We start from the raw sequence: 24,800 nt of genomic DNA, 5'->3' as shown, positions 1-24,800 counted from the left end.
GCTGAGCGAAGTCGAAGCCCCCGTTCCTAAAAGCAAACAAAAAAAGCCTGCGCTTCCTAAAAAAGTGCAGGCTTCTTAACCAACCAAATTAAAACCTATTTATAAAGTATTAAGCTTGTTTTACAAATTGTAACTCAATGTTTAATTTTACTTCTTCACCAACTAAAACACCTCCAGTTTCAAGAGCTGAGTTCCAGTTTAAGCCCCAATCTTTACGATTAATTTTTCCTTCTATGTTAAGACCTACTTTTGTATTTCCCCAAGGATCAGTCATAGTTCCGCTAAATTCTACAGGAAATTTTACAGTTTTAGAAATACCCTTAATATCTAAATCACCAGTTAATTCATATTCACCATCATTTACTTTTTTGAAAGAGGAAGCTTTGAATGCTAATTTTGGATGATTTTCAGCATCAAAGAAATCTCCGCTTCTTAAGTGGCCATCTCTGTCTGCATTTGCAGTATCAATTGAAGCGATATCGCCAGAAAACTGGATATCTGCATTTTCGAAATTATCTCCGTCTGAAGTAATTGTTGCATCATAAGTTCCAAATTTTCCTGAAACATTCGTAAACATCATGTGTTTAACTTTAAAACCAATTTCTGAGTGTGTTGGGTCAATTGACCATTTTGTAGTTGCCATAATTTTATTTTTTAAATAATTAATTTCATTTTGATAGGACAAAGTTACGGTCGGAGTAAGCGTAATGCACTTAACCTAGATTAAGAAATAAAAAATGTAATGTTTTTTGCCACAGATTACACAAATTAAAAGGATTAAAAAAAAATATGTCGCCACGAGTTTCACAAATTTCTGCTAATTTTTATTTGATTTTTAACTCAATTTAATTAGTGAAAATTTGTGAAATTCGTGGCGACTAAGAATCACTTTAATCTGTGTAATCTGTAGCAAAAAACTAATGCGTAAAGTTTAGCTTTTCTTATTCATATAAAATGTCAAAGCTCCAGATGGACATTTTTTTACAGTTTCTATAATTTTTTCAGAAGTCGAAGCTTCAGCTACAATCCATGGTTTTTCTTTTGGACGAAAAACATCCGGATTATTTTTGACACAATTGGTTGAATGTATGCATTTTCCAGATTGCCAAACAATCGTTACTTCGCCATTTGTATATTCTTTAGTTAGGTTATTTGGATTCATGATTGAGAATTTTAAATAGTTAGTTTTTAGTAGGTTAAGATCAGTTTTCATCTAATAAAATTACGTTTTCTTTTTGGTTTTTGCTGAAATTTGAGCAAAAAAAGAAACGATAATAAGCTGAAAATCAACTTAAATATCGTTTCTAAAAAAAAATATTAATTGTAATCTTTGAATTAATAATTCATTGGAATGTCCATCAATAAAAATTCAGCGTCTGTGTTGGCTTTAATGTTTAAGATGTCAGTTCCTGAAATTCCAACCGCATCGCGAGTGTTTAATTCCTGGCCATTGATCGTAACATTTCCTTTCAAAACAAAGGCATAAACTCCGTTTCCTTCTTTTTTGATTTTATATTCAGTTGCAATTCCAGCGTCAAAATTACCCATATTAAACCAAGCATCTTGATGAATCCAAACTCCATCATCATCTGCATTTGGAGATAAAACCTGAGCTAATTTATTGTGTCTGTCAGCAACATTCAAAGTAATTTGCTGGTAACGAGGCGTAACATTTCTTTTATTTGGAAACAACCAGATTTGTAATAATTTAGTCTGTTGATCTGCATTCGGGTTAAATTCACTATGCTGAATTCCGGTTCCGGCACTCATTACCTGAATATCACCATTTTTAATGATTTCAGTATTTCCCATACTGTCTTTATGAGCCAAATCACCTTCTAATGGAATTGTAATGATTTCCATGTTATCGTGGGGATGCGTTCCAAAACCCATTCCGCCTGCAATTGTGTCGTCGTTCAAAACACGAAGCACTCCAAACTGAATTCTATCTGGATTGTACCAGCTCGCAAAACTAAAGCTGTGATAAGCGTTCAACCATCCGTGATTTGCGTTTCCTCTTGTTTCTGCTTTGTGCAATACTATATTTTCCATGATTTTGTATGTTTTATTAATTTTATAGTACAAAGATACGGTCGATGTAGAGGAAAAGCACTTAATGTAGATTAAGAAAAGGTTCTGAGGTTCTAAGATGCTGAGATTCTAAGGTTTTTTGAGGCAGAAATTTTCGTTTTTAAAAGACCAGACGTCCCGCTATCCGTTTCAATCTTTTGTGGTGAACCCCACCACAAAAGGATTTTCACTTCTATCGGGGCTATGCTAGACGTTTTTGGTTTTTTTAGAAAGTTGGTGTTTGAATTCAAATTATGACCGTGTAGTTTGTCATTTCGACGAAGGAGAAATCTCCACAAGAAGCTCGACAAAGATTGGAAAATACAAAATGTTTTTTAGATTCAAAGTAACCATACAGTTTGTCATTGCGAGGAACAAGGAATCTCCGTAAGTAGCTCCGTATAGTATGTCGCCAATCTTTGTCGAGCTCCTAGTGTGATCCTTCGTTCCTCAGGATGACAAGAAAAAAAATCTAAGAAGTCTAATAATCTAAATTAACTATACTGAGAAATAAACTGCTGTACAACCGCATCCGTATTCTCATGGCGTTTTTTCTTTTCCAATTCAATTGGAGGAGAAGCGCGTTCCAGACAATCTTTTACGTCGCAAGTTTCACAGGTAACACCAACAATTCTCTTAACTAAAGGTTTTCCTTCAATAAATTTAAATTTCTTTTTCATTGCCGGCGTAATCAAAATTCCAACAGAGATACTGCGAATAGTATCATGCAAAAAAGGATCTTTAGTTGCTGATGAAAAAACCAAATATTCATTTCCGCTATGAACGTAACTCGAAATTTGCGCATCAAAAAAGTGTGGCTTATTTTGTTTGATGGCTTCGTCGATAGTTTTCACTGAAACCCATCTTCTGCAATAATGTTCGTTAGTTTCATTGGCGTGCGGTTCTTGTTGATTCGTAATGTGTAGTTCTTTTTTGATTTGATACACATCAGAATCAATTTTATGAGACATTCTCAAAAAGAATAAGTTTTTAAGCTGAAAATCTTTCGGTAATAAATTTGTTAATCGTTGGTAAAATGATTCCGGCGAAACTTCGAAGCTTTCAATCAGTGCTACAAATTCTTCCGGATTTGGTTTCTCATTGGTTAAAAAAGCATTCACTTTATCTACAACCAATTGTCTCGGCAATAATAAAGCGCCAGCAAAATAAGAAGCATAAAAATTATTTAAAACCTGATCAAAATTTTCAAACTTAATCCAGCTGAAAGTCAGTAATCGATCGGAGATTTTTAAATAGTTATAAGCGATTTCTTTAGCTAAAATAAAAGCTCTTTGTGGCGCATCGATTTCTGTAGAAAGCAATAAAGTTTTGCTTTTTGGAACGTAAATGGAACGCAAATCGCCCAAAGCTTCCTGATCTGTAAAAGCAATTTCTTGAATTTTGTATTCGTATTCTTCTTTTAAAATTGCCTCTAATTCTTCAATTGTGATTTTAGAATCCAGATTAATCTGAAACGACTTCGAAAATGCAATTACTTTTTCTTCTAAATCTTCAAAATAATTACTGTGTGCTTCCTGATACGAACGTAAAGCTGCTAAAAAGAAACTTTCACGGCTTAAATTATAATGTTGCGCAATTTCGATAATCGTACTAATAAAAGCATTGACTTTCGCGGGAGCGTTCGCAATAATATCAATTAAATCTGCTTCCTGAATGCCGAAAAGCTCAAGTGGAATCTCTTTTAAAATTCCTGATTTTAAGATTTCACCAATCGGAGCGAGGTTGTTGTCGAGTTTTAAAGACACCATTTGGTCGTAAGTCACGTCCAAATGTTCGCAGAGAAGCAAAATTTTATCTGTTTTTGGATATTTTTTTCCCTTTTCAATCTCGTTTAAATACGATTTTGAAAGATTTGTCAATTTGGCTAAGCCAAAAAGTGACAGATTTTTTTGAGTACGAACTTGCTTCAATTTTAGTCCGAAGATCAGCTTTATATAGTCTTTTTCGATATCCATGAACCAAATATAGTTATTCTAAAAATAATCGCCAAAAAATTATTTTTCATTTTTAGCGAACGTTCGCTTGTTTTGTAAAAAACTTTTTTATAATATTGTCATGTAGAAATTATTAAAAATCAAAACGTTACGATTTTGATATTCTGAAATGAATGAAAAATGATGTAATCGAAAGATTTTTTTGTAATAAAAAAATAAAACCACAGCTATGAAAAACCAATTAGAAATTACCGAAACGGCAATGGAATTTTTAGCCGAAAAGAAGCTTCGTTATCCAAAAATCTGGACAGAAGAAGCGATTGTTTTTATAACCGAATTGCACCGAAAATTCGAATCGCAGCGAAAACTATTGCTTTTGCAACGCGAACAAAAACAAGTCACTTTTGATCAGGGAATTCTGCCAGTTTTTATTCCAGAAACTAAAAGCGTAAGAGAAGGCAATTGGACAGCTGGTGAAATTCCAAAAGATTTATTAGACAGAAGAGTGGAAATCACTGGACCTGTTGATCGCAAAATGATTATCAATGCGTTGAATTCGGGAGCAAAAACCTTCATGGCCGATTTTGAAGACAGCACTTCACCAACCTGGCAAAATTTGATGGATGGTCAAGTAAATTTATTCGATGCGGTAAACAAAACAATTACTTATACGGATTTGGTAAAACAAAAATCCTATCATTTAAATGAAAAAATCGCAACGCTAATTGTACGTCCAAGAGGTTTGCATTTACCAGAAAAGCATCTTTTAATTGAAGGGAAAGAAGTTTCGGGTTCTTTGGTAGATTTTGGTTTGTATGTTTTTCATAATCATAAACGACTTTTAGAAAACCATTCTGGGCCGTATTTCTACATTCCGAAATTGGAACATTATCTGGAAGCGCGCTGGTGGAATAATGTAATTGATTTTACAGAGGATTATCTAAAACTGAAAAGAGGAACTATAAAAGTGACGGTTTTAATTGAAACCATTACAGCAAGTTTTCAGTTAGATGAAATCATTTACGAATTGAAAGAACATATCGTTGGCTTGAATTGCGGACGCTGGGATTATATTTTCTCCTACATCAAAAAGTTTAGAAAAAATCCAAAATTCATCGTTCCGGATCGTGATCAAGTAAATATGACTTCGCCTTTTATGGATGCGTATTCAAATTTGGTTATTCAAAGATGTCATAAACGTGGAATTCATGCGATTGGCGGAATGGCTGCGCAAATTCCGATTCGAAATAACGAACAAGCCAATACCATTGCTTTCGCAAAAGTAAAAACCGATAAAGAACGTGAAGTTCGAAACGGTCATGACGGAACTTGGGTGGCGCATCCAGATTTGGTTTCGTTAGCAAAAGAAATTTTTGATAAAGGAATGCCAACTCCAAATCAGATTCATATTAAAAGAGAACATCGAAAAATTACAGAAGAGGATTTAATTGAACCACCAATTGGAATTATCACAGAAAACGGTGTTCGAAAAAATATTAACGTTGGAGTTTTGTATTTGGCTTCCTGGCTAAACGGACAAGGTGCTGCTGCATTGCATAATTTGATGGAAGATGCAGCAACGGCTGAAATTTCAAGATCGCAATTGTGGCAATGGCTTCAAAATAAAGTGCTTTTGGATAATGGACGAAAATTAGATTTAGCCTATTATCACGAATTGGCTTTAGAAGAATTTCAAAAAATTAAAAACGAATTAGGCGAAGAAAATCACGAAAAACAACAATTTCCGTTAGCTGAAAAAGTGCTGGAAAGATTGGTAGTAAATACTGAATTTGTTGACTTTTTGACTATTCCGTGTTACAAATATTTATAAGAAAAAAATCCGCTTAATCTGTGAAATCTGCGGGCGAATAATTTTTTCACGCAGATTTGCTTCGCCTGTTCGCTGTCGCTCGGGTAGCAGATCAGGCAGATAGAATGAGAATGAAAAGATTTACGCAGATCTTCTTAAAACTATTTAAGTCCGGTTAAAACTGATAATTGAGACTGAAAACTATAAACTTTACTAACCACTTTAACTATACTATTTATGAAAACAACAGAAGACAGAATTCAGGAATTGATTAACGATTGGATCACGAACCCAAGATGGAAAGGTGTTGAACGTCCTTACACTGCGAGTGAAGTAGTTACACTTCAAGGTTCGTATCATATTGAGCATTCTATTGCCAAAATGGGAGCGCAAAAATTATGGAGAAAGTTAAAAAGTCAGGATTTTGTCGCTGGTTTGGGGGCGTTGACTGGAAATCAGGCGATTCAGGAAGTCGATGCGGGTTTAGAAGCAATTTATTTAAGCGGCTGGCAAGTTGCGGCTGATGCAAACTTAGCAGGCGAAATGTACCCTGATCAATCGCTTTATCCAGTAAACAGCGTTCCGATGGTGGTAAAAAAGATTAACAATGCTTTATTGCGTGCGGATCAGATTCAGACAGTAAATAATATTGAAGATAAAAAAGATTATTTAGTTCCGATTGTGGCTGATGCCGAGGCAGGTTTTGGGGGAAACCTGAATGCTTTCGAATTAATGAAATCTATGATTGAAGCTGGAGCTTCTGGAGTTCATTTTGAAGATCAATTAAGTTCTGCTAAAAAGTGCGGACATTTGGGCGGAAAAGTATTAGTTCCAACTCAGGAAGCGATTAATAAATTGATTGCAGCGCGTTTGGCTTCAGATGTTATGGGTGTTTCAACTTTGATTGTTGCTAGAACAGATGCAGAAGCAGCTAATTTGCTAACGAGCGATGCAGATCCAAGAGACAGAAAATTTTTAACTGGCGAAAAAACGGCGGAAGGTTTCTTCTATGTAAAAAATGGAATCGAGCAAGGAATTGCAAGAGGTTTGAGTTACGCACCTTATGCCGATTTAATCTGGATGGAAACCAGTAATCCAGATTTAGAATTTGCGAGAAAATTTGCAACAGCAATGAAAAAAGAATTTCCTGATAAAATGCTGGCGTACAATTGTTCTCCCTCTTTCAATTGGGCAGCGAAATTAACGGTTGAAGAAATGGAAACGTTTAGAGAAGATTTAGCTGCAATGGGGTATAAATTTCAATTCATTACTTTGGCGGGATTCCATGCTTTAAATACAAGTATGTTTGAGTTGTCAAGAGCGTATAAAGAACGTGGAATGGCAGGTTATTCTGAATTGCAGGAACGTGAATTTGCTTTGCAGAAAAACGGATTCAGAGCCGTAAAACACCAGGCTTTCGTAGGAACTTCTTATTTCGACGCCGTTCAAAATACGGTAATGTTAGGAAAATCAGCAATAACCGCGATGGAACATTCTACAGAGGTTGAGCAATTTTAATTCAAAAGAAAAGCCAGTTCAATGAACTGGCTTTGTTTTTTTTCGCCACAGATTAAAAGGATTAAAAAGGATTTTTTTTCACCACGAATTACACAAATTTCCACGAATTTTATTTCAATTTTTAACACAATTTAATTTGTGGAAATTTGTGTAATTTGTGGCAACATTTTTTTTAAAATCTGTTTAATCCTTTTAATCTGTGGCAAAAAAACTATTTCTTCAAGAGCCTAGCTTTCATTTTGCTGAAGAATTCTGGTGTTACGCCAATGAAAGAGGCGATTTGTTTTTGAGGAACTTTGTGAACTAATGTTCCGTATTTTTTAGTGAATTTTTCAAAACGTTCTTCGGCAGGTAAACTCAAGTTATCCATTAATCTTTGCTGATTCGCAACGAGTGAATTTTCGATCAGAATTCTAAAAAAACGTTCTAGTTTTGGAATTTCAAGAAAAAGCTGCTCTTGATTTTCTTTGGATAAAGAAACTACTTCTGCATCCTCTAAAACTTCAATAAAAAGCTGTCCCGGTTTTTGTGAAAAATAACTGTACATATCGCTCATCCACCAGCCTTCGCAGGCAAATGAAAGAACGTGCTCTACAATATTATCGTTGATATTGAAACTTCTTAAAATTCCAGAGTTCACAAAATACGAATGTTTACAGACTTCTCCGGCACTTAATAAAATAGTTTTGGCTTTATAAGTTTTAGTTTCTGTTTTAGATAAAAAAAGAGCTTGTTCTTCGGGCGTTAATGAAACGTGCTTGGCAATATTTTCAAGAATTAACGCCATTATTTTTCGTTTACTAAAGTGAATGAAGTAGCTTTAAAACGATTTTTTTCGATTGTTCCGGTTACTGTTGCTTTTTTGACTGCATTGCAAAATCCGTCTTCGGCGTGAGCATCACCATGATCATCGATTTTTGTTCCGTCAACGAAATAAGTTTTTCCATCAATACGAACAGCTAAATCACAGCTTTTACCTTTCATTCCAAATTGACATTCTCCACAAGCAGCTTCTACAACTGTTGGTTTGTCAATTACTTTTTTACTTTGAGCCTGAGTTGAAATACCAACAAATAGGAAGATTACGAATATAAGTTTTTTCATTTTTAAGAGTTTATTGTTATTAATTTTGCCGTTTCTTTGGCGCGTTCTGTTACTTCGTTGATTGGAGTGGAAAGTGTATCGTGACTTAAAACAACTCCCATTCTTCGGTAAGGTCTTGATGTTGGTTTTCCAAAAATTCTGAAATCGGTTTTGGGTAAAGCTGCTATTTTCTCGATTCCGTTAAAAGTTGGATTTGTTGAATCTTCTGAAGCTAAAATTACGGCGCTAGCTCCGGCTTTTTCTAAAGTAATTTCAAAAATAGGAAGACTTAAAATCGCTCTTAAATGCAATTCGAATTCATTGAAATTTTGTGTTCCTGCCAAAGTTACCATTCCAGTGTCGTGTGGACGCGGAGAAAGCTCAGAGAAATAAACGCCTTCTTTGGTTAAGAAAAATTCAACACCAAAAAGTCCAGCACCGCCAAGCGCTTCTGTGATTTTTTCTGCCATGTCCTGAGCTTCGTATAAATCTTTTTCTGATACTAAAGCCGGCTGCCAACTTTCCTGATAATCGCCTCTTTCTTGTCTGTGGCCAATTGGAGCACAGAATAAAGTCGGATTATTATTTTGAGTAATCGTTAAAAGTGTAATTTCCGAGTCAAAATTGACAAAAGCTTCTACAATAACTTCGATAACATCTCCACGCGAACCTGCAACGGCGTATTGCCACGCTTTTTCGATATCGCTTTCTGTTTTTATAGTCGATTGTCCTTTTCCAGAAGAAGACATTAAAGGTTTCACCACACACGGAATTCCAACTTCTTGAACGGCTTTTTGCAATTCTTCTGCTGAAGTTGCGTATTGATATTTGGCTGTTCTTAGCCCGAGTTCTTTTGCAGCTAAATCACGAATGGCTTTACGGTTCATGGTAAAGTTTGCCGCTTTCGCTGAAGGAACAACAGTGATTCCTTGTTTTTCGTAATCATAAAAACGTTCGGTACGAATGGCTTCTATTTCGGGAACGATAAAATCGGGTTGGTGTTTGGCTACGATTCGGTCGAGTGCATCGCCGTCGAGCATATTGATGACTTCAAAGCCGTGCGCAACTTGCATTGCTGGTGCATTTTCGTAACTATCAACTGCAATTATGGTTTGTCCGATTCGTTGGGCAGCAATGACAAATTCTTTGCCTAATTCGCCTGAACCTAGGAGTAGTATTTTCATTTTGGAGTGTTGTATTGTTTGAGTAGTAAAAGTAGCGAAAAAGCTTTTTTTAACCGCAAAGTTCGCAAAGATTTACGCAAAGAGCGCTAAGTTTTTGTTTTTAAGTTAAAAAGAGCTCAGAGAATTTCTCACGCAGATTTTGGAGATTCAGCAGATTATTACATTAAGTAGCCATACAGTTTGTCATTTCGACGGAGGAGAAATCTCCACGAGTAGCTCTACAAAGATTGGCTTATTGGAACGGAGTTACTTGCGAAGATTTCTCCTTCGTCGAAATGACAAGATTGTGGAAATAACAGAATTAATTTAACCGCAAAGTCCGCAAAGAATTACGCAAAGAACGCAAGGTTTCGTTTTTAAGTAAATAAAAAGGTTCGCAAAGATTATTTTAAAATCTTTGCGAACCTTGCGTATTCCTTTGCGTTCTTTGCGGTTAAAAAACGTTGCGGTTAAATAATCCTAATGAAAATGATCTTCTTCAATTTCAAATTCTGCATCTTTTTCCCAGATTTCCATCTCGCAGGGTTTACAGTTGAATTTTAGTTTGTATTCCAATTCTCCCTGTTTTAAAACCAAAGGTTCTTTAACTTTTACGCCAACAATATCTTTTTGGTGTATCGGACATTTTTTTAATTCGTATTTGATACAATATTTGGTTGTCATTACACGAGATTTTCCTGGATCCCATTGTAATTCAAATGCTTTTTCGATTTCAGTTACACCGTGGCGTTCGTAGAATTTACGAGCGGTTTTGTTTGAAACGTTGTACATGAAATCCAATTTGGTTTCAGGATACGGATGTGACGTTTTTACCAATTGGTGTTCTTCACGTTTGTAATTTGCCAAACGAATTTCTGATAACTGTTCGTAAACGGTTCTTCTCATTTCGTTGATTTTTGAAATAGGAAGGAACCAGTTTTGAGAAAACATAATGTTGATTTCGTCAGCGCTATAAGGTGTAAAACCAGTTTTTGCCAATTGAACTCTTATGTTTTCTTCGATTGATTCGCCAGTTTTAGTTTGCTCTTTTGAGTGCTCTAAAATGACAGTACTTACATTTCCATCTTCGTCGGTTGCGATTAATTCAAAACCGTTTTCGTTTTCGGTAAGTAGTAAAGTCGTTCCGATTTTACGGATGGCACTGTCTTCTCTTTCTACAATTTTGATGAAAGCTATATCGTTATTACGGTAAATAAAAGTTCCGTCTTTTATTTCTTTTAAAACGTTTGGATATACTTTTCCGTTTTCGGCTTTGTTTACGTAGATTCCATCAGCTTCATTATTTTCATTGATGAAGCAAAGTCCGTCACCGTTGTTTAATAATTCACCGTTTTCGATTTCGTAAGCGTTTCCAATAGTTCTGATTAATTTACCAATATATTGGCCTTTTGATTTTGGGCTTTCCCAAGAACCAATAGAACTATGTCTTTCGTTTACGAAATAATCGGTATAACCACGATTAAAAGTTCTATTTAAAGTAGAATCAAAAGTATAGGTGCATTTTCCTGAAGAAGCTTTGATGTATTTGTCGCTTCCTTCTAAATAACTGTCTAATTTTTGACGTAAATAAGAAACGTTGTTTTTAACGTAAGCTACATCTTTCAATCTTCCTTCGATTTTGAAAGAAACGATTCCAGCTTCAATCAAATTCGGAATCTGATCTGAAACATCTAAATCTTTTATCGAAAGCAAGTGACTGTTTTTGATTAAAGTTTCTCCGTTTCCATCGATTAAGTTGTAAGGTAAACGGCAGTTTTGTGCGCAAGAACCGCGATTGGCACTGCGTTCTCCGTTGGCAACACTCATATAACAATTTCCGCTGAAAGAAACACATAAAGCTCCGGTTACGAAAAACTCTAATTCAACATCAGCTTCGTCGTAGATAGTTTTAATTTGATGCAAGTTTAATTCGCGTGCTAAAACCACACGTTTAATACCAGCATCTTTTAAGAATTTAATTTTATCGGCATCACGATTATTGGCTTGTGTGCTGGCGTGAAGTACGATAGGAGGCAAGTCCATTTCCATAATCGCCATATCTTGAATAATCAAGGCATCAACACCAATATCATATAACTCCCAAATCATGGCGCGACACGTTTCTAATTCGTTGTCGTACAAAATGGTATTCATAACCACAAAAACCTGTGCGTTAAATAAGTGTGCGTATTTTACCAGTTCGGCAACATCTTCAATAGAGTTGTTTGCATTAGAACGTGCACCAAATTGCGGCGCACCAATATATACAGCATCGGCACCACTATTTATGGCTGCGATTCCTCCAATTAAATCTCTAGCAGGAGCTAATATTTCGATTTTCTTCTTCATTTCTAAAACTTTAGACTTTTGTGGTATTCCCGAAAAAAAGTGTGCAAAGGTCTAATAAATTATTCGAGTTTACTAGTGATAGTGGGATTTTTTTTGAGTTATACTAAAAATAAAAGCTTCGAACTTAAAGGTCGAAGCTTTTTAATGTTGACTTTATTAAATACAAAAAAAAAAGGGTATTTGTACGATATTGTTTTGAAGTTAATATTCAAATATAGTTATTGAAGAAGCTGTTCCATTTGTGTAATCTGTTGTAGTGATCTGTTTAATGAGATAACCTTCTTTATTATAAATATAATACTCCTTTATTGGTCTATTGGCATACCAAAGCCAATTTGTTATGTGAGTAGTTGGTGTGCATAAGTAGTTACTATAATCCTCACCCTGAGTTTTCATATAATTTAGAATTGGGTAACCTGATATTTTATACCAGGCTTCATTTGCATAAACTCCGGGTTTACTAGTATCAACATTATATACATCTTCATTAAGGCTATAATGTTCTTGGCCAGCTACGAGGTGACCTGTTTTGTCATAAGTTTGCATCCAGTAAAATGCTAAAACTTTAGTTTTGTTATCACCCAGATCCATGTGAACTAAGTCTATTATAAACCTATGACCTGAAATGTTAGGGAAGTTAATATTGTTGTATGGTACATATCTTTTTGCTTGAGTGATTCTATCTAAATCATCATAAGAATATTGAACAGTAATACCGTCTTTGGTATTTAATTCGCTAATATTACCTCTTGTGTCGTACAAATATCTGTCCTCGGTAGTGGTATTTACTTTTCCGTTAGAATAAGTAAAAGTATCCATGAAATCTATATTGGTACTTGCCTGATTGCCATTAAAACCAGCTAAGTATTTTTTAGTCGATTTTAATTGTTTTTTTTCATCATACTCATAATCAGTTCTACTTCCCCACCAACGAGTCAGGGTGTCCTTAAATGTATTTAATGAATCTTTAATAGCGGCTTCCTGGCTGAAGTTAGGCACATTTTTATAATAATAAACTCTTTTTACTAATTTTAAATCATCTTCAGCTTTCTTTGCTGTTAATGATTTAATATTGTTAGTAATTGCTGGTTTAAGTTGAGCTTTGACGATTGGAGGTATTGATGGTATAATAGGTTCAGTCGGGACATTACCTTCTGGTGCAGTAGGAGCAGGAGTTTCTTCGCTCGAGCAACTAATTACAATAAAAGTTAATAAAATTATGAGTAGTGTTTTTTTCATTTTCGATTTGTTTTGGTTACAACGAAAGTAGGATTTTTTTTCATTTTAACAATAAATAAAAAACTACTTCGTCAAAAGACTAAGTAGTTAGCATAAAAAAAAACAGCTTAAAGTATAAAAGTGATGAAACTTTTGAACCTTAAGCCGTTTTTAATAAAACTTATTTATGTTGTTATACAGTCAAAGCTTCTTTGATTCTGCGTAATGCTTCTTTTAAAATATCGTCGCTTGTTGCGTAAGAGAAACGAATGCAATTTGGATTTCCAAAAGCGTCTCCAGTTACGGTTGCAACATTGGCTTCAGCTAAAAGATACATAGAAACGTCGTTTGCATCTTTAATTTCAGTTCCTTTTAAAGTTTTTCCGAAGAAAGAAGAAACGTCTGGGAAAACGTAAAAAGCTCCCTCTGGAACGTTGATTTTTACTCCTGGAATTTCTTTTAATAATCCAACAACTAAATCTCTACGTGTGTGGAAAGCCTGAACCATGTGGTTTAATACACTTGGATCTGCATCTACTGCTGTAATTGTAGCGCGTTGTGCTACAGAATTTGCTCCAGATGTTACTTGTCCTTGAATTTTTGTACAGGCTTTTGCGATAAATTCTGGAGCTCCAATATAACCAATTCTGTATCCTGTCATGGCGAAAGCTTTTGCAACTCCGTTTACAGTGATTGTTCTTTCTAACATTCCTGGGATTGAACCGATACTGCAGAAAGTTCCTGAGAAATTGATGTGCTCATAAATTTCGTCAGCAACTACGTAAATATTTGGGTGTTTTTCTAAAACTTTTGCAAGCGCTGTTAATTCTTCTCTACTGTAAACAGAACCTGACGGATTACAAGGAGAAGAAAACCACATCATTTTTGTTTTTGGTGTGATAGCAGCTTCTAATTGTTCTGGTGTAATCTTGAAATCTGTATCTACAGAAGTTGGAACTTCAACAGGAACTCCTCCTGAAAGTTTTACGATTTCGAAATAAGAAACCCAGTAAGGTGCTGGTAAAATAACTTCGTCACCATCGTTTAACATTACTTGTGCAATGTTGTATAAAGATTGTTTTGCTCCTGTAGAAACTACGATTTGAGTTGGTTTGTACTCTAATCCGTTGTCTCTTTTAAATTTTCTGCAGATTGCTTCTCTTAATTCAAGGTAACCTTCTACTGGAGAATATGTGCTATAATTTTCGTCTACTGCTTTTTTAACAGCTTCTTTAATAAAGTCAGGTGTATTAAAGTCAGGCTCACCTAAACTTAAACTGATAATGTCTTTTCCTTGAGCTTTTAATTCGCGAGCTAATGCTGCCATTGCCAATGTTTGTGAAGTCGCAAGGTTGTTGATTCTGTCTGAAAGAATATGGTTCATTATAAAAATTTTGAATGTCCTTAATTTTCAACTTTTAATTAAGGAAGGTTATTATTAATAGATTTTTTTAGCTTAAACTGATAATTCAGGTTTCATTCCTAAATCGCGTAAATGCTTAAAGTGTGCAATAATAGCACTTCGCATTGTTTTGTATTCATAATATGGTAAGTTACATTCCTTTGCAGTTTCTTTTACGATTTTTGCAATTTTACCATAATGTATGTGACTTATATTTGGAAAAATATGATGTTCGATTTGATGATTCAATCCTCCTGTGTACCAGTTAACAATTGCATTTTTTGGAGCAAAATTTGTTGTAGTAAACAATTGGTGAATTGCCCAAGTATTGTCCATTTCTCCTAATTCATTTGGAGTTGGATTTGTTGTGTGTTCTACAACGTGAGCCAATTGAAAAACAACACTTAAGATTAATCCCGCAGTGTAGTGCATTACGAAAAAGCCAAGAAGAACTTTCCACCAAGTAATTCCTATTACAATTGGTAAAACAATCCAAATAGAAACATATATGATTTTGGTTATGATTAAAGTTGTCCAAAGAATTTTTGGGCTTTTTGGTTCACCATAAGATAATTTTCTTCTAAGGTAGTTTCTCATTTGCTTAAAATCGGTTGTAATTGCCCAATTGAAAGTCAAAAGTCCATATAAGAAAACAGAGTAATAATGTTGAAAACGATGAAAACTATGCCATTTTGCATCTTGAGTAAAACGGATAATTCTTCCAGCGTCTAAATCTTCGTCATGCCCAGGAATGTTGGTATACGTATGATGAAGCACATTATGCTGTACCTGCCAGTTATAAACATTTCCTGCCAGTACATAAATAGTACCTCCCATAAATTTGTTAATCCAGTTTATATTAGAATACGATCCATGATTTCCATCATGCATTACATTCATTCCAACACCAGCCATACCAATACCAATTACGATCGATAAAAGCAGCATTACCCAAAAAGGCATATTAAGTGTAAGGATTAAAAAATACGGAGTAAGAAAAACCGCGAACAGAATAACAGCTTTTAAGTGCAGCTTCCAGTTTCCGGTCTTTTGAATGTTGTTCTCTTTAAAGTAATTGTTTACCCGAGAGTTAAGTGTTCTGAAGAACTTCAGATTGTCTTGCCTTGCAAAAGTTGGAGCAGTGTTATTCATAATTAATTTAAATAGGTTTCAAAGGTAATTATTATAAATTCTCAATTTGCAAAATTGAGTTAAATATTTCAATCGTAAAGTAGTACTTTTGTTAAAAATTTAGAGCAATGGATGAGATATTGAAATATTTTCCTGATTTGACCGATCTTCAAATCGAACAATTTCAAAAATTAGACTTTTTATACCACGATTGGAATGAAAAAATCAACGTAATTTCTAGAAAAGACATTGATGCCTTATATACAAAACACATTTTGCATTCTTTAGGAATTGCTAAAATTATGAAATTTGAGCCGGGAGCAACAGTTCTTGATGTTGGAACTGGGGGAGGTTTTCCTGGAATTCCGTTGGCGATTCTTTTTCCTGAAACACGTTTTTATTTAATTGATGTAATCGCAAAAAAAATAAAAGTAGTTCAAGGTGTTGTCGATACATTAGAATTAAAGAACGTAAAAGCGGAACAAAAGCGTGCAGAATTAGTAAAAGGGGATTTTGATTTTATTGTCAGCCGTGCCGTAACCAATATGCCAGATTTTGTTTCTTGGATAAAAGATAAAATTAAAAAGCAGAACAAGCATACTTTGAAAAACGGAATTTTGTATTTGAAAGGGGGAGATCTGACAGAAGAATTAAAAGATTTTCCAAATACTACTTTGTATGACTTAGCAGAAATATTTGACGATGAATTTTTTGAAACTAAAAAAGTGGTTCATCTGCCTTTAAAATTTAAAGCTTAGATTAAACAAAAAATAACCCGAATGAGTTTTCTTTCGGGTTATTTTTTGAGTTAATATTAGGTTGTTTAGGATGCCTTTTTGGCAGAATTCAAAAAAGGATTTGCTTTGAGATCTAAATTATCAATAAAATTGTGAATTGCATTTTCTGATGCTTCAAGACTGTATTTAAACTCGGGATCAAAGAAAAAATCACGGCATATTACAGGCTCATTTGATGAATTGTAAACTGATTCGTCAGATTCGTCTAAATCAATAAAACTATAAGTACAAGGGTAAAGTGAAACTAAGTTAGAGATTGTGCTGCTAAGCCATTTGTCAAAAGTTTTCTTTTTTGGAGTAATATGACGCGCTAATAATGCTAATCCTAGAAGTTCATTTTGTAAAAAATAAGATCCTTTTCTATATCTAACATCAATCATAGTCACGTTCATTAAAGCAATCCATAATGCACCATCAACAGGACCTACGGCAGGAATTTCAAGTTCGGTATCAAACAATAAAGGATTTGTCTGCTCTCGGTTATTAATAGAGCACCAAAGAGCTTCAATTCGTTTTTGGGTGTCATTTGTTGCTTGCGTGAATCCAGTAAAGCGCCAATAAATCCATTCTAATAATGCCGCAGTAAGACCAATAGAGCCTTTATGATTAATATGTGTTAATGCATTTTCCAACTCTTGATTTTGTTCAAGAGGATCTAGAAATTTGTCTATTTTCTTCCTAGTCCATGTAAAATCAATTGAATGACCGATACTTTTTGATTCTAAAATTATTTTAGGGACATTGTTTAAATTCCTCATTTGATTAATGTGTTAAATTATTTTAAGACAAATTTAAAGGGATGTTTTTTTACGAAATGTTATTAGAAGTTTTTAAAACAGCAAAATAAGTTTTTTAACAAGTGTATGGTACTCGTAATCAATATTATAAGAAAAATATTACGATATTTAGTTTTTGGAAATTCTGAAAAAGTAATGCTTTTTTTGTTAGATAATTGTATTTAAGTGATTTAACCAGTTTTCTTTGTAGCTATTACCAATAGGGATTTCAATAGAATTTATTTCAATTTCATTTTTGGAATAAGAAGTCAATTTTTTTGTCTGAATAATGAATGAGCGGTGAACACGAACAAAATCTGGGTTTAATAACTTTTCAAAAACAGAAATATTTTGTTTGATGTGATACGACCTGCCATTTTCGAGATGTATTGTTATGTAATCTTTGAGACTTTCAATAAACAATATTTCATCTAGAATAATTTTAATATTTTTATTCCCGCTTGTTACAAAAATGTAGTTTTCAGTCGTTGAATTATTTTCTTTTTTAGGAGTTTGTAATTGCCTGAATTTTTCAATTGAAACAAAAAAACGATCAAAAGTAATTGGTTTTAAGAGATAGTCAATTGCATTTAGTTCATATCCTTCTAACGCATATTCTCGATAAGCAGTAGTGAAAATTACTTTTGGAGGATTCTTCAATTTCTTTAAAAAATCGTTTCCTTTTAATAAAGGCATTTCTATATCTAAAAAAATAAGATCGACAACATTGTTTTCTAAGAAAGTATAGGCTTTCAGTGCATTTTCGAAAGAATCAATTAGTTCAAAGTTTTCAAAATTTGCTAAATGTGAAGCGATTAATTCTCTTGCTAAAGGTTCATCGTCAACTATAATGCATTTATGTTTCATTTTTTTGAATTTAGTTCAATCACTTTTTTATAGTTACTCTATTAGTACTGTTACACAATAAGGTAAATTAAAGAGTAAGGCAGAGTTTTGCAGTATAGTGCGTTTGTGTTTCTCTGATTTCTATTTTGTGTTTTTTGGGATACAACAAATCAAGTTGTTTACGAACATTTATTAAACCTATTTTTGACTTGTTTGAAATTGCGGCAAAATCGTTTTGAGGTTTTGTATTCTCAATACTAAAAATAATCTGCTGTTTTTTGCTTTCTAATTTTAACCGAATTGAGGCTTTTTCTGTTTCATTAATTACACCGTGTTTAAAAGCATTTTCAATAAAAGTTAATACGATTAAAGGAGAAATTTTATTGCTTTCCTGAATGTCTTTGGTAAATGAAATATCTAATCTGTTTTCGCTGTAGCGGAGTTTTTCCAAAGCAATGTAATTCTCAATTAAAGCAATTTCTTTTTCGATAGAAACATAATCTTCATTACATCGATATAACACAAAGTCTAGAATTTCAGATAGTTTAGCAATTACTTCAGGTGCTTTATCATCTTTTTTTAGTGTTAAAGTGTATAAGTTGTTTAAAGTATTAAATAGGAAATGAGGGTTCAGCTGGTTTTTTAAGGTTTTGAGTTCCATTGATTTTTTTTCTTCCTCTACTTTGGAAAGATGCTGCTGATTTTTGTAAAAACGAATTAATCCAATAACTGAAGCAGGGAAAAACAACCAAATCGTTTTTGTAAAGAACAACCTGAAGCTGCTTAATCTATGAACTAATGTATCAGGACATTTATCCCATTCTGAATAATACAAAGGAAAGCGGGGTTCCAGATAAAAATATTTAAAGGTTGTGAGCAGCACAAAAACGAGGTACAACCAAATAGTGAAAAGGATAGCAAAATGAATGTATTTTTTTTGGATGAGCAGTTTAGGTATTAAAAAATAAATCAGGATATATGCGCCAATAGCCTGAATGATTGTTTCAGAAAGAAAGATATAAATGAGGTCATCATACTTTTTATAGTCAAAACTTTTTGTGACGAAATGTATGATCAAAAAGACAAGCCAAAACAAACTATGAGTCAAGATTCTTTTTGGGGTTATGTTTTTTATAAAATCCATATTATGCTTTTATCAACGAGCAAGTTAGTAAAATATCTACGCTTGGCAGGTTACGTGAGTCAAATAATAGTCTTTAGCTTATGAAAACGCCATTTCGGCCCATGAACGCATTACTATTAGAAAAGGCACTCTTCATATGTAAAAGTTGTCTTTTTATCTGCGGCTAAATTAAGATTGAGGTCACAGGATTACTTTAGCCGAAAATAGTAATCCACAAGGAGTATGACTCATCTTTAAATAACAAATATTAGCTTAATATGAAATTAGAACTAAAATGCATTATTGTTTTACTGATGTTCTCTTGCACATCTATGTATGCCCAGTTTAAAATTACGGGGAGTGTTGTAACTGCTGCAAAAGAACCAGTTGTTTTTTCAGAAATTATTTTAATTGAAGAAGACACACAAAATAAAACGAGCGAACTTACAAATGATAAAGGAGATTTTGTTTTAAATGCGAAACAAGGAAAATACATATTAGAAATCCGACAAGGAAATGAGCTTATGTTTTCTGAAAATCTATCAATAATGGCTGCTTTGAACTTGGGGACAATAACAATCGATAATGGTGTTCAGCTAGAGTCGGTCGTAGTAGGAGGCAAAAAGAAACTGATTGAAAGAAAAGTAGATCGTTTGGTTTTTAACGTAGAAAATTCGATTAATGCTAGTGGAGGAGATGCTCTGGAAGCACTTAGAGTTACTCCGGGGGTAAAAGTGCAAAACGATAATATAACTATTATAGGGAAAAGTACTTTGATGGTTATGGTTGATGATAAAATAATTCAACTTTCTGGGGAAGATTTGGCTAATTATCTAAAATCAATTCCATCCGATAATATCAAAAGTATAGAAGTAATTACAACACCGCCGGCCAAATATGAGTCCGAGGGTAGAAGTGGTTTAGTCAATATCAAATTAAAAAAAGCAAAAAAAGATTCTTGGAATGCCTTGGTAGGTGCTACTTATCTTCAAAGATTTTATAGTCAGGAGAGTTTTATGGGGAGTTTTAATTATAATAAAAACAGATTAAGTATTACATCAACTTTAAATTATATATCGGGAAGAAGATATAATATTCAGGATGATTATACCTATTTTCCAACGGAGATTTGGCATACGAATTCCTCGTATAAAAGTGAGAATACGAGAGTATATGGTAATATTGGCATTGATTATCGGATTACTCCAAAATGGACTATAGGAGGCCAAACTTTATTTAATAATTCTAAACCGTTATTCACGGATACTCCTTTTACAGGTGTTTATGATAATAAAAGTGGTGAGATGACTAGTTATTTAAAGTCAAATGGAGGAGTGGCAGCGCTAAAAAATGTTATTAATTCATTGAACATTTACAATGAGTATAAAATTGATTCTTTAGGGAAAAAAATAACTTTGAATCTGGACTATTTTAATTATCAAACAAGAGACAATAGAACTTATAGTGGTATTTCAGTTGTTGAAGATTCTGATTCACATCAATATTTCGCAGGAATAAACAGGAATGTGCAGGTTATAAAAAACTTATCCGGAAAATTAGATTTTGATTATCCGACTCAATGGGCAGTTTTGAGTTTTGGAGGTAAAATATCGAATTCAAAATCAAATAATCATATTTCAGCCTTTAATAGCGGCTTAGTAGATTCGCCGGTCGCAGACTTACCTTTAAGACAAGGTGAGTTCGATTATATAGAGAACATACAGGCTCTTTATTTTTCGGGAAGCAAAAAAATAAATGATCGCTGGAATTCTCAATTTGGATTAAGAATGGAAAGTACCCAAACCAAGATTTTTGCCGATAACCTGAGTCAGTCAATTGATAAGGATTATATTAAATTTTTCCCCACAGCATATTTGACGTATACAGTAAATGATAATTCGACTTTTAGCTTAAGTTATAGTAAAAGAATCGAAAGACCTCAATTTAGGGATCTGAATCCTAATACTCATTTTTGGAATCCTTTTCAGTCATTTAAAGGGAATCCGTTTCTGCAGCCTGCATTTATTGATAATATTGAGTTAACCTATACTTATAAAAAGATAGAAAGCAAGTTATATTTTAGTTATGAGAATAATTTGATTTCTGAGATTACAATTGCTGATCCTGTTTCAAATGAAATTCTCCTTACAAGCGAAAATTATATCGACACACAACGTTACGGAATTTCAGAGAATTATGTTTTCGATAAACTTAAATGGTGGACAAGTAATAATGCGGTCGATTTTAGCTATGCTATTTCTAAGTCCAGTTTAGAGGTTGCACAAAGAGAACAAAAAGGATTCAATTCCAGGTTATCAACCAATAATGATTTTAATTTAAACAGCGATAAAACAGTGCTTTTTAATGTAAGTTATTGGTATAGCTTTCCTGGTGTCGAAGGGATTTTTACAAACAAAGAAATGAGTTCTTTTTCGCTGGCGTTCCAATATCTTTTATGGAATAAAGATTTGAAAATTTCTTTAAGAGGTACTGATATATTCAAAACTGAAAGAATTAGCAGAAGTTCTGTCGTTAATGGCGTTTATCAGGAAGGAAAGAATTACTATGACAGTCAATCCTTTCAGCTTGCTGTATCTTATAAAATAGGAAATAAAAAGAGTGCTCCAAAGCAAAGAACGACTGGTAATGAAGAAGAGAGAATCAGGACAGGTAGTTAATCAATAACAACAATTTCAAATCCAAAATCAATATGAAATCAAATTTTAAAAATATAATGACTATTGCAATGGCGGTTTATTCTCTGAGCATGTTTGCACAAGAAGCAAAGCAAGAGATTACAATTGACGAAACTTCCAGATTAATTAAGCCAACTTTGTTTGCCAATTTAGGTGAGACCTGTACTACGCCAGACGGACTGGCTTTGGATAAAAAAGGGAACCTCTATTTGTCTGTATTGAATCCTACTTCGTTTGAAAAAAATGGAGCTAAAATTTTAACTTTCGATAAAAATGACAAACCAGTAACTTGGTTCGATCAATTACCCCTTCATCCAATAACAAAGCGAGTACATCCAATGGGAATGGAATTTGGTCCTGATGGAAATCTCTATTTAATAGATAATCAATGTTTTGCTTATAAAGATGATTATTCAAGATTAATTCGGGTCGTTGTAAAACACGGTAAGCCAAAGTATGCTGAGGTTTTGGCTGAAGGGTTTAATTTTGGAGAAGCTGTCAGATGGTCAAAAAATAGAATTTATATAACAGATGCTTTGTTTGAAAATAGAAGAGAAAGCGGAATTTATAGTTTTTCGTTAGATCAATTAAATAAGAAAAATATTGTTCTGGATTCATCAAATAAAAAAGATTACTTGATTGCAACTTTTACCTTAAAAGCCGGAGTCACTAAAAATACAATTGGTATTGATGGAATTGCTTTTGATAAAAAAGGAAATTTATATGCGGGAAATTTTGGTGATGGCGTTATCAATAAAATAGAATTTGAGAATGATGGGAAAGTAAAATCAAATAAAGTTGTTTTTGATTCAGATCAATTAAAATGTTGCGATGGCTTTTTTTATGATGAAAAAAGAAACTCCATTTTTATTGCGAATTATGAGAATAACAGTGTGCATCAACTCAATTTAAGCACGAACACAATTTCTTTAATTTGGGAGAATGACGACGCAGATGGTTCTGATGGGAAATTAGATAACCCATGTGAAACTATTATTTATAAAGGAAAATTATTGGTTGTTAATTACGATACTTTCCCAGGAGAAAAGAATAAAGCAGCCGATGCCTTTCATACGATATCAAGTTTTGATTTAGGGAATTAAGAGGTGAATTTATATAGGGACACATAAAAATTTAAAACAAATAAAAAAGCCCCAATTTTCAATTGAAAATTGGGGCTTTTTTATAATCTAAAATCAGAAATATTAACCTAAGAAAGGATATCTGTAATCTTCTGGAGTTACAAAAGTTTCTTTGATAGTTCTTGGAGAAGCCCAACGCAATAAGTTCAACGCAGAACCTGCTTTATCGTTAGTTCCAGAAGCTCTTGCTCCACCAAAAGGCTGCATTCCTACAACAGCTCCAGTTGGTTTGTCGTTGATATAGAAGTTACCAGCTGCATTTTGTAATTTAGTAGTAGCAACTTCAATAGCATAACGATCTTGGCTGAAAACTGCTCCAGTTAAGGCATACTCAGAAGTAGTATCAACTAATTCTAAAGTTTCTTCCCACTTAGCATCTTCGTAAACATAAATCGTGATAACTGGTCCAAATAACTCAGTTTCCATTGTTGTATATTTTGGGTTTGTAGTTACAATAACCGTTGGCTCAATAAAGTATCCAACAGATTTATCGTAATTACCACCAACGATAATTTCAGCGTCAGCATCTTTTTTAGCTTGGTCGATATAACTAGCTAATTTATCAAAAGAACCTTCGTGGATAACTGCAGTAATGAAGTTTCCGAAATCTTCTGGAGAACCCATTTTCATAGATTTTACATCAGCAATTAATTGTTCTTTTACAGCCGGCCATAAACTTTGCGGAATATAAGCTCTTGAAGCTGCAGAACATTTTTGTCCTTGAAATTCAAATGCTCCACGAGTAATTCCTGTAACTACTTGTTTTACGTTTGCGCTTGGATGAGCAATGATAAAATCTTTACCACCAGTTTCTCCAACGATTCTTGGGTATGTTTTATAATTGTGAATATTTGCCCCAATTTTTGCCCAAATATCTTTAAATACGTGAGTTGAACCTGTAAAGTGAACACCTGCAAAATCGCGGCTTGCTAAAACAGTATCCGTAATCATTAAAGCATCTCCGAAAACTACGTTGATAACGCCGTCAGGAACACCAGCTTCTTTGAAAACATCAAGAATAATTTTTGTAGAAAATACTTGGCTGTCACTTGGTTTCCAAACTACGACGTTACCCATCATTGCAGCACTTGCAGGAAGGTTTGCAGCAATAGCAGTAAAGTTAAAAGGAGTAATTGCGTAAACAAAACCTTCAAGAGGTCTGTATTCTAAACGGTTCCAAACAGAAGAATCTGATTTTGGCTGATCGTTATAAATTTGAGTCATGAACTCTACGTTGTAACGTAAAAAGTCAATTAATTCACAAGAAGCATCAATTTCTGCTTGGTGAATATTTTTAGATTGACCAATCATAGTAGCAGCATTAATACGCGCTCTGTAAGGACCAGCGATTAACTCAGCAGCTTTTAAGAAAATAGCAGCACGTTGTTCCCATGCCATGTTTGCCCATGCTGTTCTTGATTCAAGAGCATTTGCAATCGCTTTTTCGATATGTTGTTTTTCAGCTAAATGATATTTTCCAACGATATGTTTGTGATCATGAGGAGCTGTAATGTTTCTAGTGTTTCCAGTTTTGATTTCTTCACTTCCAATATATAAAGGAACATCAATTTGAGAGTTCCACATTGTAGTGTAAGCCGCCTGAACAGCTGCTTTTTCTGGAGAGTTAGGTGCGTAGCCTTTTACGGGTTCGTTTACCGCTTTTGGTACATGAAAGAATCCTTTTAGCATGTTATTTAAAATTAGATAATTAGACAATTTAC

Annotated in this window: 20 protein-coding genes; 5 read left to right on the top strand and 15 right to left on the bottom strand. The window is 33.8% G+C overall.

Annotated features, from left to right (window positions below):
• Nucleotides 1-109: 109 nt before the first annotated feature.
• The 4 genes from B0A75_RS14415 to B0A75_RS14395 form a co-directional block, all read right to left on the bottom strand.
• Nucleotides 110-643 carry a YceI family protein gene (locus B0A75_RS14415; RefSeq protein ID WP_089054976.1) on the bottom strand — a complete coding sequence of 178 codons (534 nt, stop codon included), beginning with the start codon at nt 641-643 and terminating at the stop codon, nt 110-112.
• A 288-nt stretch (nt 644-931) separates the two neighbouring features.
• Nucleotides 932-1,162 (bottom strand): (4Fe-4S)-binding protein, encoded by a 231-nt coding sequence (locus tag B0A75_RS14410; protein ID WP_089054975.1) that lies wholly within the window; start codon nt 1,160-1,162, stop codon nt 932-934.
• Nucleotides 1,163-1,335: 173 nt separating this feature from the next.
• The gene (locus B0A75_RS14405; protein ID WP_089054974.1) at nt 1,336-2,052 is read right to left on the bottom strand and encodes a pirin family protein; all 717 of its coding nucleotides are present in this window, start codon (nt 2,050-2,052) and stop codon (nt 1,336-1,338) included.
• A 512-nt stretch (nt 2,053-2,564) separates the two neighbouring features.
• Entirely contained in the window at nt 2,565-4,046 is a 1,482-nt protein-coding gene (locus B0A75_RS14395) for a helix-turn-helix domain-containing protein (protein WP_089054972.1), read from the bottom strand.
• A 208-nt stretch (nt 4,047-4,254) separates the two neighbouring features.
• On the opposite strand from B0A75_RS14395, the gene aceB reads away from it, so the two are divergent.
• Nucleotides 4,255-5,856: a malate synthase A gene (aceB, locus tag B0A75_RS14390; RefSeq protein ID WP_089054971.1), complete on the top strand. Its 1,602-nt coding sequence runs from the start codon at nt 4,255-4,257 to the stop codon at nt 5,854-5,856.
• A gap of 216 nt (nt 5,857-6,072) precedes the next feature.
• Nucleotides 6,073-7,353, top strand: coding sequence for an isocitrate lyase (aceA, locus tag B0A75_RS14385; protein WP_089054970.1), 1,281 nt, complete (start codon nt 6,073-6,075; stop codon nt 7,351-7,353).
• A gap of 211 nt (nt 7,354-7,564) precedes the next feature.
• Here aceA and B0A75_RS14380 read toward each other — a convergent pair whose 3' ends face one another.
• From B0A75_RS14380 to B0A75_RS14350, 7 genes are all read right to left on the bottom strand, one after another.
• Nucleotides 7,565-8,140, bottom strand: coding sequence for a Crp/Fnr family transcriptional regulator (locus tag B0A75_RS14380; RefSeq protein WP_089054969.1), 576 nt, complete (start codon nt 8,138-8,140; stop codon nt 7,565-7,567).
• The gene (locus B0A75_RS14375; RefSeq protein WP_089054968.1) at nt 8,140-8,457 is read right to left on the bottom strand and encodes a DUF6370 family protein; all 318 of its coding nucleotides are present in this window, start codon (nt 8,455-8,457) and stop codon (nt 8,140-8,142) included. Before B0A75_RS14375 ends, B0A75_RS14380 begins: the two co-directional genes overlap by 1 nt.
• Before the next feature lie 2 nt (nt 8,458-8,459).
• Complete coding sequence (gene purT / locus B0A75_RS14370) at nt 8,460-9,635, bottom strand: formate-dependent phosphoribosylglycinamide formyltransferase (protein ID WP_262490108.1); 1,176 nt, start codon at nt 9,633-9,635, stop codon at nt 8,460-8,462.
• 444 nt (nt 9,636-10,079) lie between these two features.
• Nucleotides 10,080-11,948 (bottom strand): peptidase U32 family protein, encoded by a 1,869-nt coding sequence (locus B0A75_RS14365; protein WP_089054966.1) that lies wholly within the window; start codon nt 11,946-11,948, stop codon nt 10,080-10,082.
• Between the two features lie 201 nt (nt 11,949-12,149).
• Nucleotides 12,150-13,187 carry an RHS repeat protein gene (locus B0A75_RS14360; protein WP_089054965.1) on the bottom strand — a complete coding sequence of 346 codons (1,038 nt, stop codon included), beginning with the start codon at nt 13,185-13,187 and terminating at the stop codon, nt 12,150-12,152.
• 172 nt (nt 13,188-13,359) lie between these two features.
• Nucleotides 13,360-14,550, bottom strand: coding sequence for a pyridoxal phosphate-dependent aminotransferase (locus B0A75_RS14355; RefSeq protein WP_089054964.1), 1,191 nt, complete (start codon nt 14,548-14,550; stop codon nt 13,360-13,362).
• A 72-nt stretch (nt 14,551-14,622) separates the two neighbouring features.
• Nucleotides 14,623-15,720 (bottom strand): fatty acid desaturase family protein, encoded by a 1,098-nt coding sequence (locus B0A75_RS14350; protein WP_089054963.1) that lies wholly within the window; start codon nt 15,718-15,720, stop codon nt 14,623-14,625.
• A 107-nt stretch (nt 15,721-15,827) separates the two neighbouring features.
• Between B0A75_RS14350 and rsmG the strand changes: the two genes are divergently transcribed.
• Complete coding sequence (rsmG, locus tag B0A75_RS14345; RefSeq protein ID WP_089054962.1) at nt 15,828-16,457, top strand: 16S rRNA (guanine(527)-N(7))-methyltransferase RsmG; 630 nt, start codon at nt 15,828-15,830, stop codon at nt 16,455-16,457.
• A 65-nt stretch (nt 16,458-16,522) separates the two neighbouring features.
• Here rsmG and B0A75_RS14340 read toward each other — a convergent pair whose 3' ends face one another.
• The 3 genes from B0A75_RS14340 to B0A75_RS14330 all read right to left on the bottom strand — a co-directional run bounded on the left by B0A75_RS14340 (nt 16,523) and on the right by B0A75_RS14330 (nt 19,262).
• Nucleotides 16,523-17,254, bottom strand: a complete 732-nt coding sequence (locus tag B0A75_RS14340; RefSeq protein ID WP_089054961.1) for a hypothetical protein — start codon at nt 17,252-17,254, stop codon at nt 16,523-16,525.
• A 186-nt stretch (nt 17,255-17,440) separates the two neighbouring features.
• Nucleotides 17,441-18,139, bottom strand: a complete 699-nt coding sequence (locus tag B0A75_RS14335) for a LytR/AlgR family response regulator transcription factor (protein ID WP_089054960.1) — start codon at nt 18,137-18,139, stop codon at nt 17,441-17,443.
• 67 nt (nt 18,140-18,206) lie between these two features.
• Nucleotides 18,207-19,262 carry a sensor histidine kinase gene (locus B0A75_RS14330; protein WP_089054959.1) on the bottom strand — a complete coding sequence of 352 codons (1,056 nt, stop codon included), beginning with the start codon at nt 19,260-19,262 and terminating at the stop codon, nt 18,207-18,209.
• A 257-nt stretch (nt 19,263-19,519) separates the two neighbouring features.
• Here B0A75_RS14330 and B0A75_RS14325 point away from each other — a divergent pair, with 257 nt between their 5' ends.
• Nucleotides 19,520-21,919, top strand: a complete 2,400-nt coding sequence (locus B0A75_RS14325; RefSeq protein WP_089054958.1) for a TonB-dependent receptor — start codon at nt 19,520-19,522, stop codon at nt 21,917-21,919.
• 32 nt (nt 21,920-21,951) lie between these two features.
• The gene (locus B0A75_RS14320; protein WP_089054957.1) at nt 21,952-23,040 is read left to right on the top strand and encodes an NHL repeat-containing protein; all 1,089 of its coding nucleotides are present in this window, start codon (nt 21,952-21,954) and stop codon (nt 23,038-23,040) included.
• A 102-nt stretch (nt 23,041-23,142) separates the two neighbouring features.
• Here B0A75_RS14320 and pruA read toward each other — a convergent pair whose 3' ends face one another.
• The gene (gene pruA, locus B0A75_RS14315) at nt 23,143-24,768 is read right to left on the bottom strand and encodes an L-glutamate gamma-semialdehyde dehydrogenase (RefSeq protein WP_089054956.1); all 1,626 of its coding nucleotides are present in this window, start codon (nt 24,766-24,768) and stop codon (nt 23,143-23,145) included.
• Nucleotides 24,769-24,800 lie beyond the last annotated feature (32 nt).

Origin of the sequence: Flavobacterium oncorhynchi (assembly GCF_002217355.1) — a bacterium.
Lineage (GTDB): Bacteria > Bacteroidota > Bacteroidia > Flavobacteriales > Flavobacteriaceae > Flavobacterium > Flavobacterium oncorhynchi.
Note: the sequence above shows the minus strand (reverse complement) of the source record. Positions and strands in the feature narration are given on the sequence as shown.

Excerpts from the sequence above, each read along its gene's own strand:
- B0A75_RS14405 (WP_089054974.1), bottom strand. The coding sequence starts at position 2,052 with ATGGAAAATATAGTATTGCACAAAGCAGAAACAAGAGGAAACGCAAAT.
- B0A75_RS14355 (WP_089054964.1), bottom strand. The coding sequence starts at position 14,550 with ATGAACCATATTCTTTCAGACAGAATCAACAACCTTGCGACTTCACAA.
- rsmG (WP_089054962.1), top strand. The coding sequence starts at position 15,828 with ATGGATGAGATATTGAAATATTTTCCTGATTTGACCGATCTTCAAATC.
- B0A75_RS14335 (WP_089054960.1), bottom strand. The coding sequence starts at position 18,139 with ATGAAACATAAATGCATTATAGTTGACGATGAACCTTTAGCAAGAGAA.
- B0A75_RS14330 (WP_089054959.1), bottom strand. The coding sequence starts at position 19,262 with ATGGATTTTATAAAAAACATAACCCCAAAAAGAATCTTGACTCATAGT.
- B0A75_RS14365 (WP_089054966.1), bottom strand. The coding sequence starts at position 11,948 with ATGAAGAAGAAAATCGAAATATTAGCTCCTGCTAGAGATTTAATTGGA.
- B0A75_RS14325 (WP_089054958.1), top strand. The coding sequence starts at position 19,520 with ATGAAATTAGAACTAAAATGCATTATTGTTTTACTGATGTTCTCTTGC.
- B0A75_RS14410 (WP_089054975.1), bottom strand. The coding sequence starts at position 1,162 with ATGAATCCAAATAACCTAACTAAAGAATATACAAATGGCGAAGTAACG.
- B0A75_RS14375 (WP_089054968.1), bottom strand. The coding sequence starts at position 8,457 with ATGAAAAAACTTATATTCGTAATCTTCCTATTTGTTGGTATTTCAACT.
- aceA (WP_089054970.1), top strand. The coding sequence starts at position 6,073 with ATGAAAACAACAGAAGACAGAATTCAGGAATTGATTAACGATTGGATC.
- B0A75_RS14340 (WP_089054961.1), bottom strand. The coding sequence starts at position 17,254 with ATGAGGAATTTAAACAATGTCCCTAAAATAATTTTAGAATCAAAAAGT.
- B0A75_RS14360 (WP_089054965.1), bottom strand. The coding sequence starts at position 13,187 with ATGAAAAAAACACTACTCATAATTTTATTAACTTTTATTGTAATTAGT.
- aceB (WP_089054971.1), top strand. The coding sequence starts at position 4,255 with ATGAAAAACCAATTAGAAATTACCGAAACGGCAATGGAATTTTTAGCC.
- B0A75_RS14415 (WP_089054976.1), bottom strand. The coding sequence starts at position 643 with ATGGCAACTACAAAATGGTCAATTGACCCAACACACTCAGAAATTGGT.
- B0A75_RS14350 (WP_089054963.1), bottom strand. The coding sequence starts at position 15,720 with ATGAATAACACTGCTCCAACTTTTGCAAGGCAAGACAATCTGAAGTTC.
- B0A75_RS14320 (WP_089054957.1), top strand. The coding sequence starts at position 21,952 with ATGAAATCAAATTTTAAAAATATAATGACTATTGCAATGGCGGTTTAT.
- B0A75_RS14395 (WP_089054972.1), bottom strand. The coding sequence starts at position 4,046 with ATGGATATCGAAAAAGACTATATAAAGCTGATCTTCGGACTAAAATTG.
- B0A75_RS14380 (WP_089054969.1), bottom strand. The coding sequence starts at position 8,140 with ATGGCGTTAATTCTTGAAAATATTGCCAAGCACGTTTCATTAACGCCC.
- pruA (WP_089054956.1), bottom strand. The coding sequence starts at position 24,768 with ATGCTAAAAGGATTCTTTCATGTACCAAAAGCGGTAAACGAACCCGTA.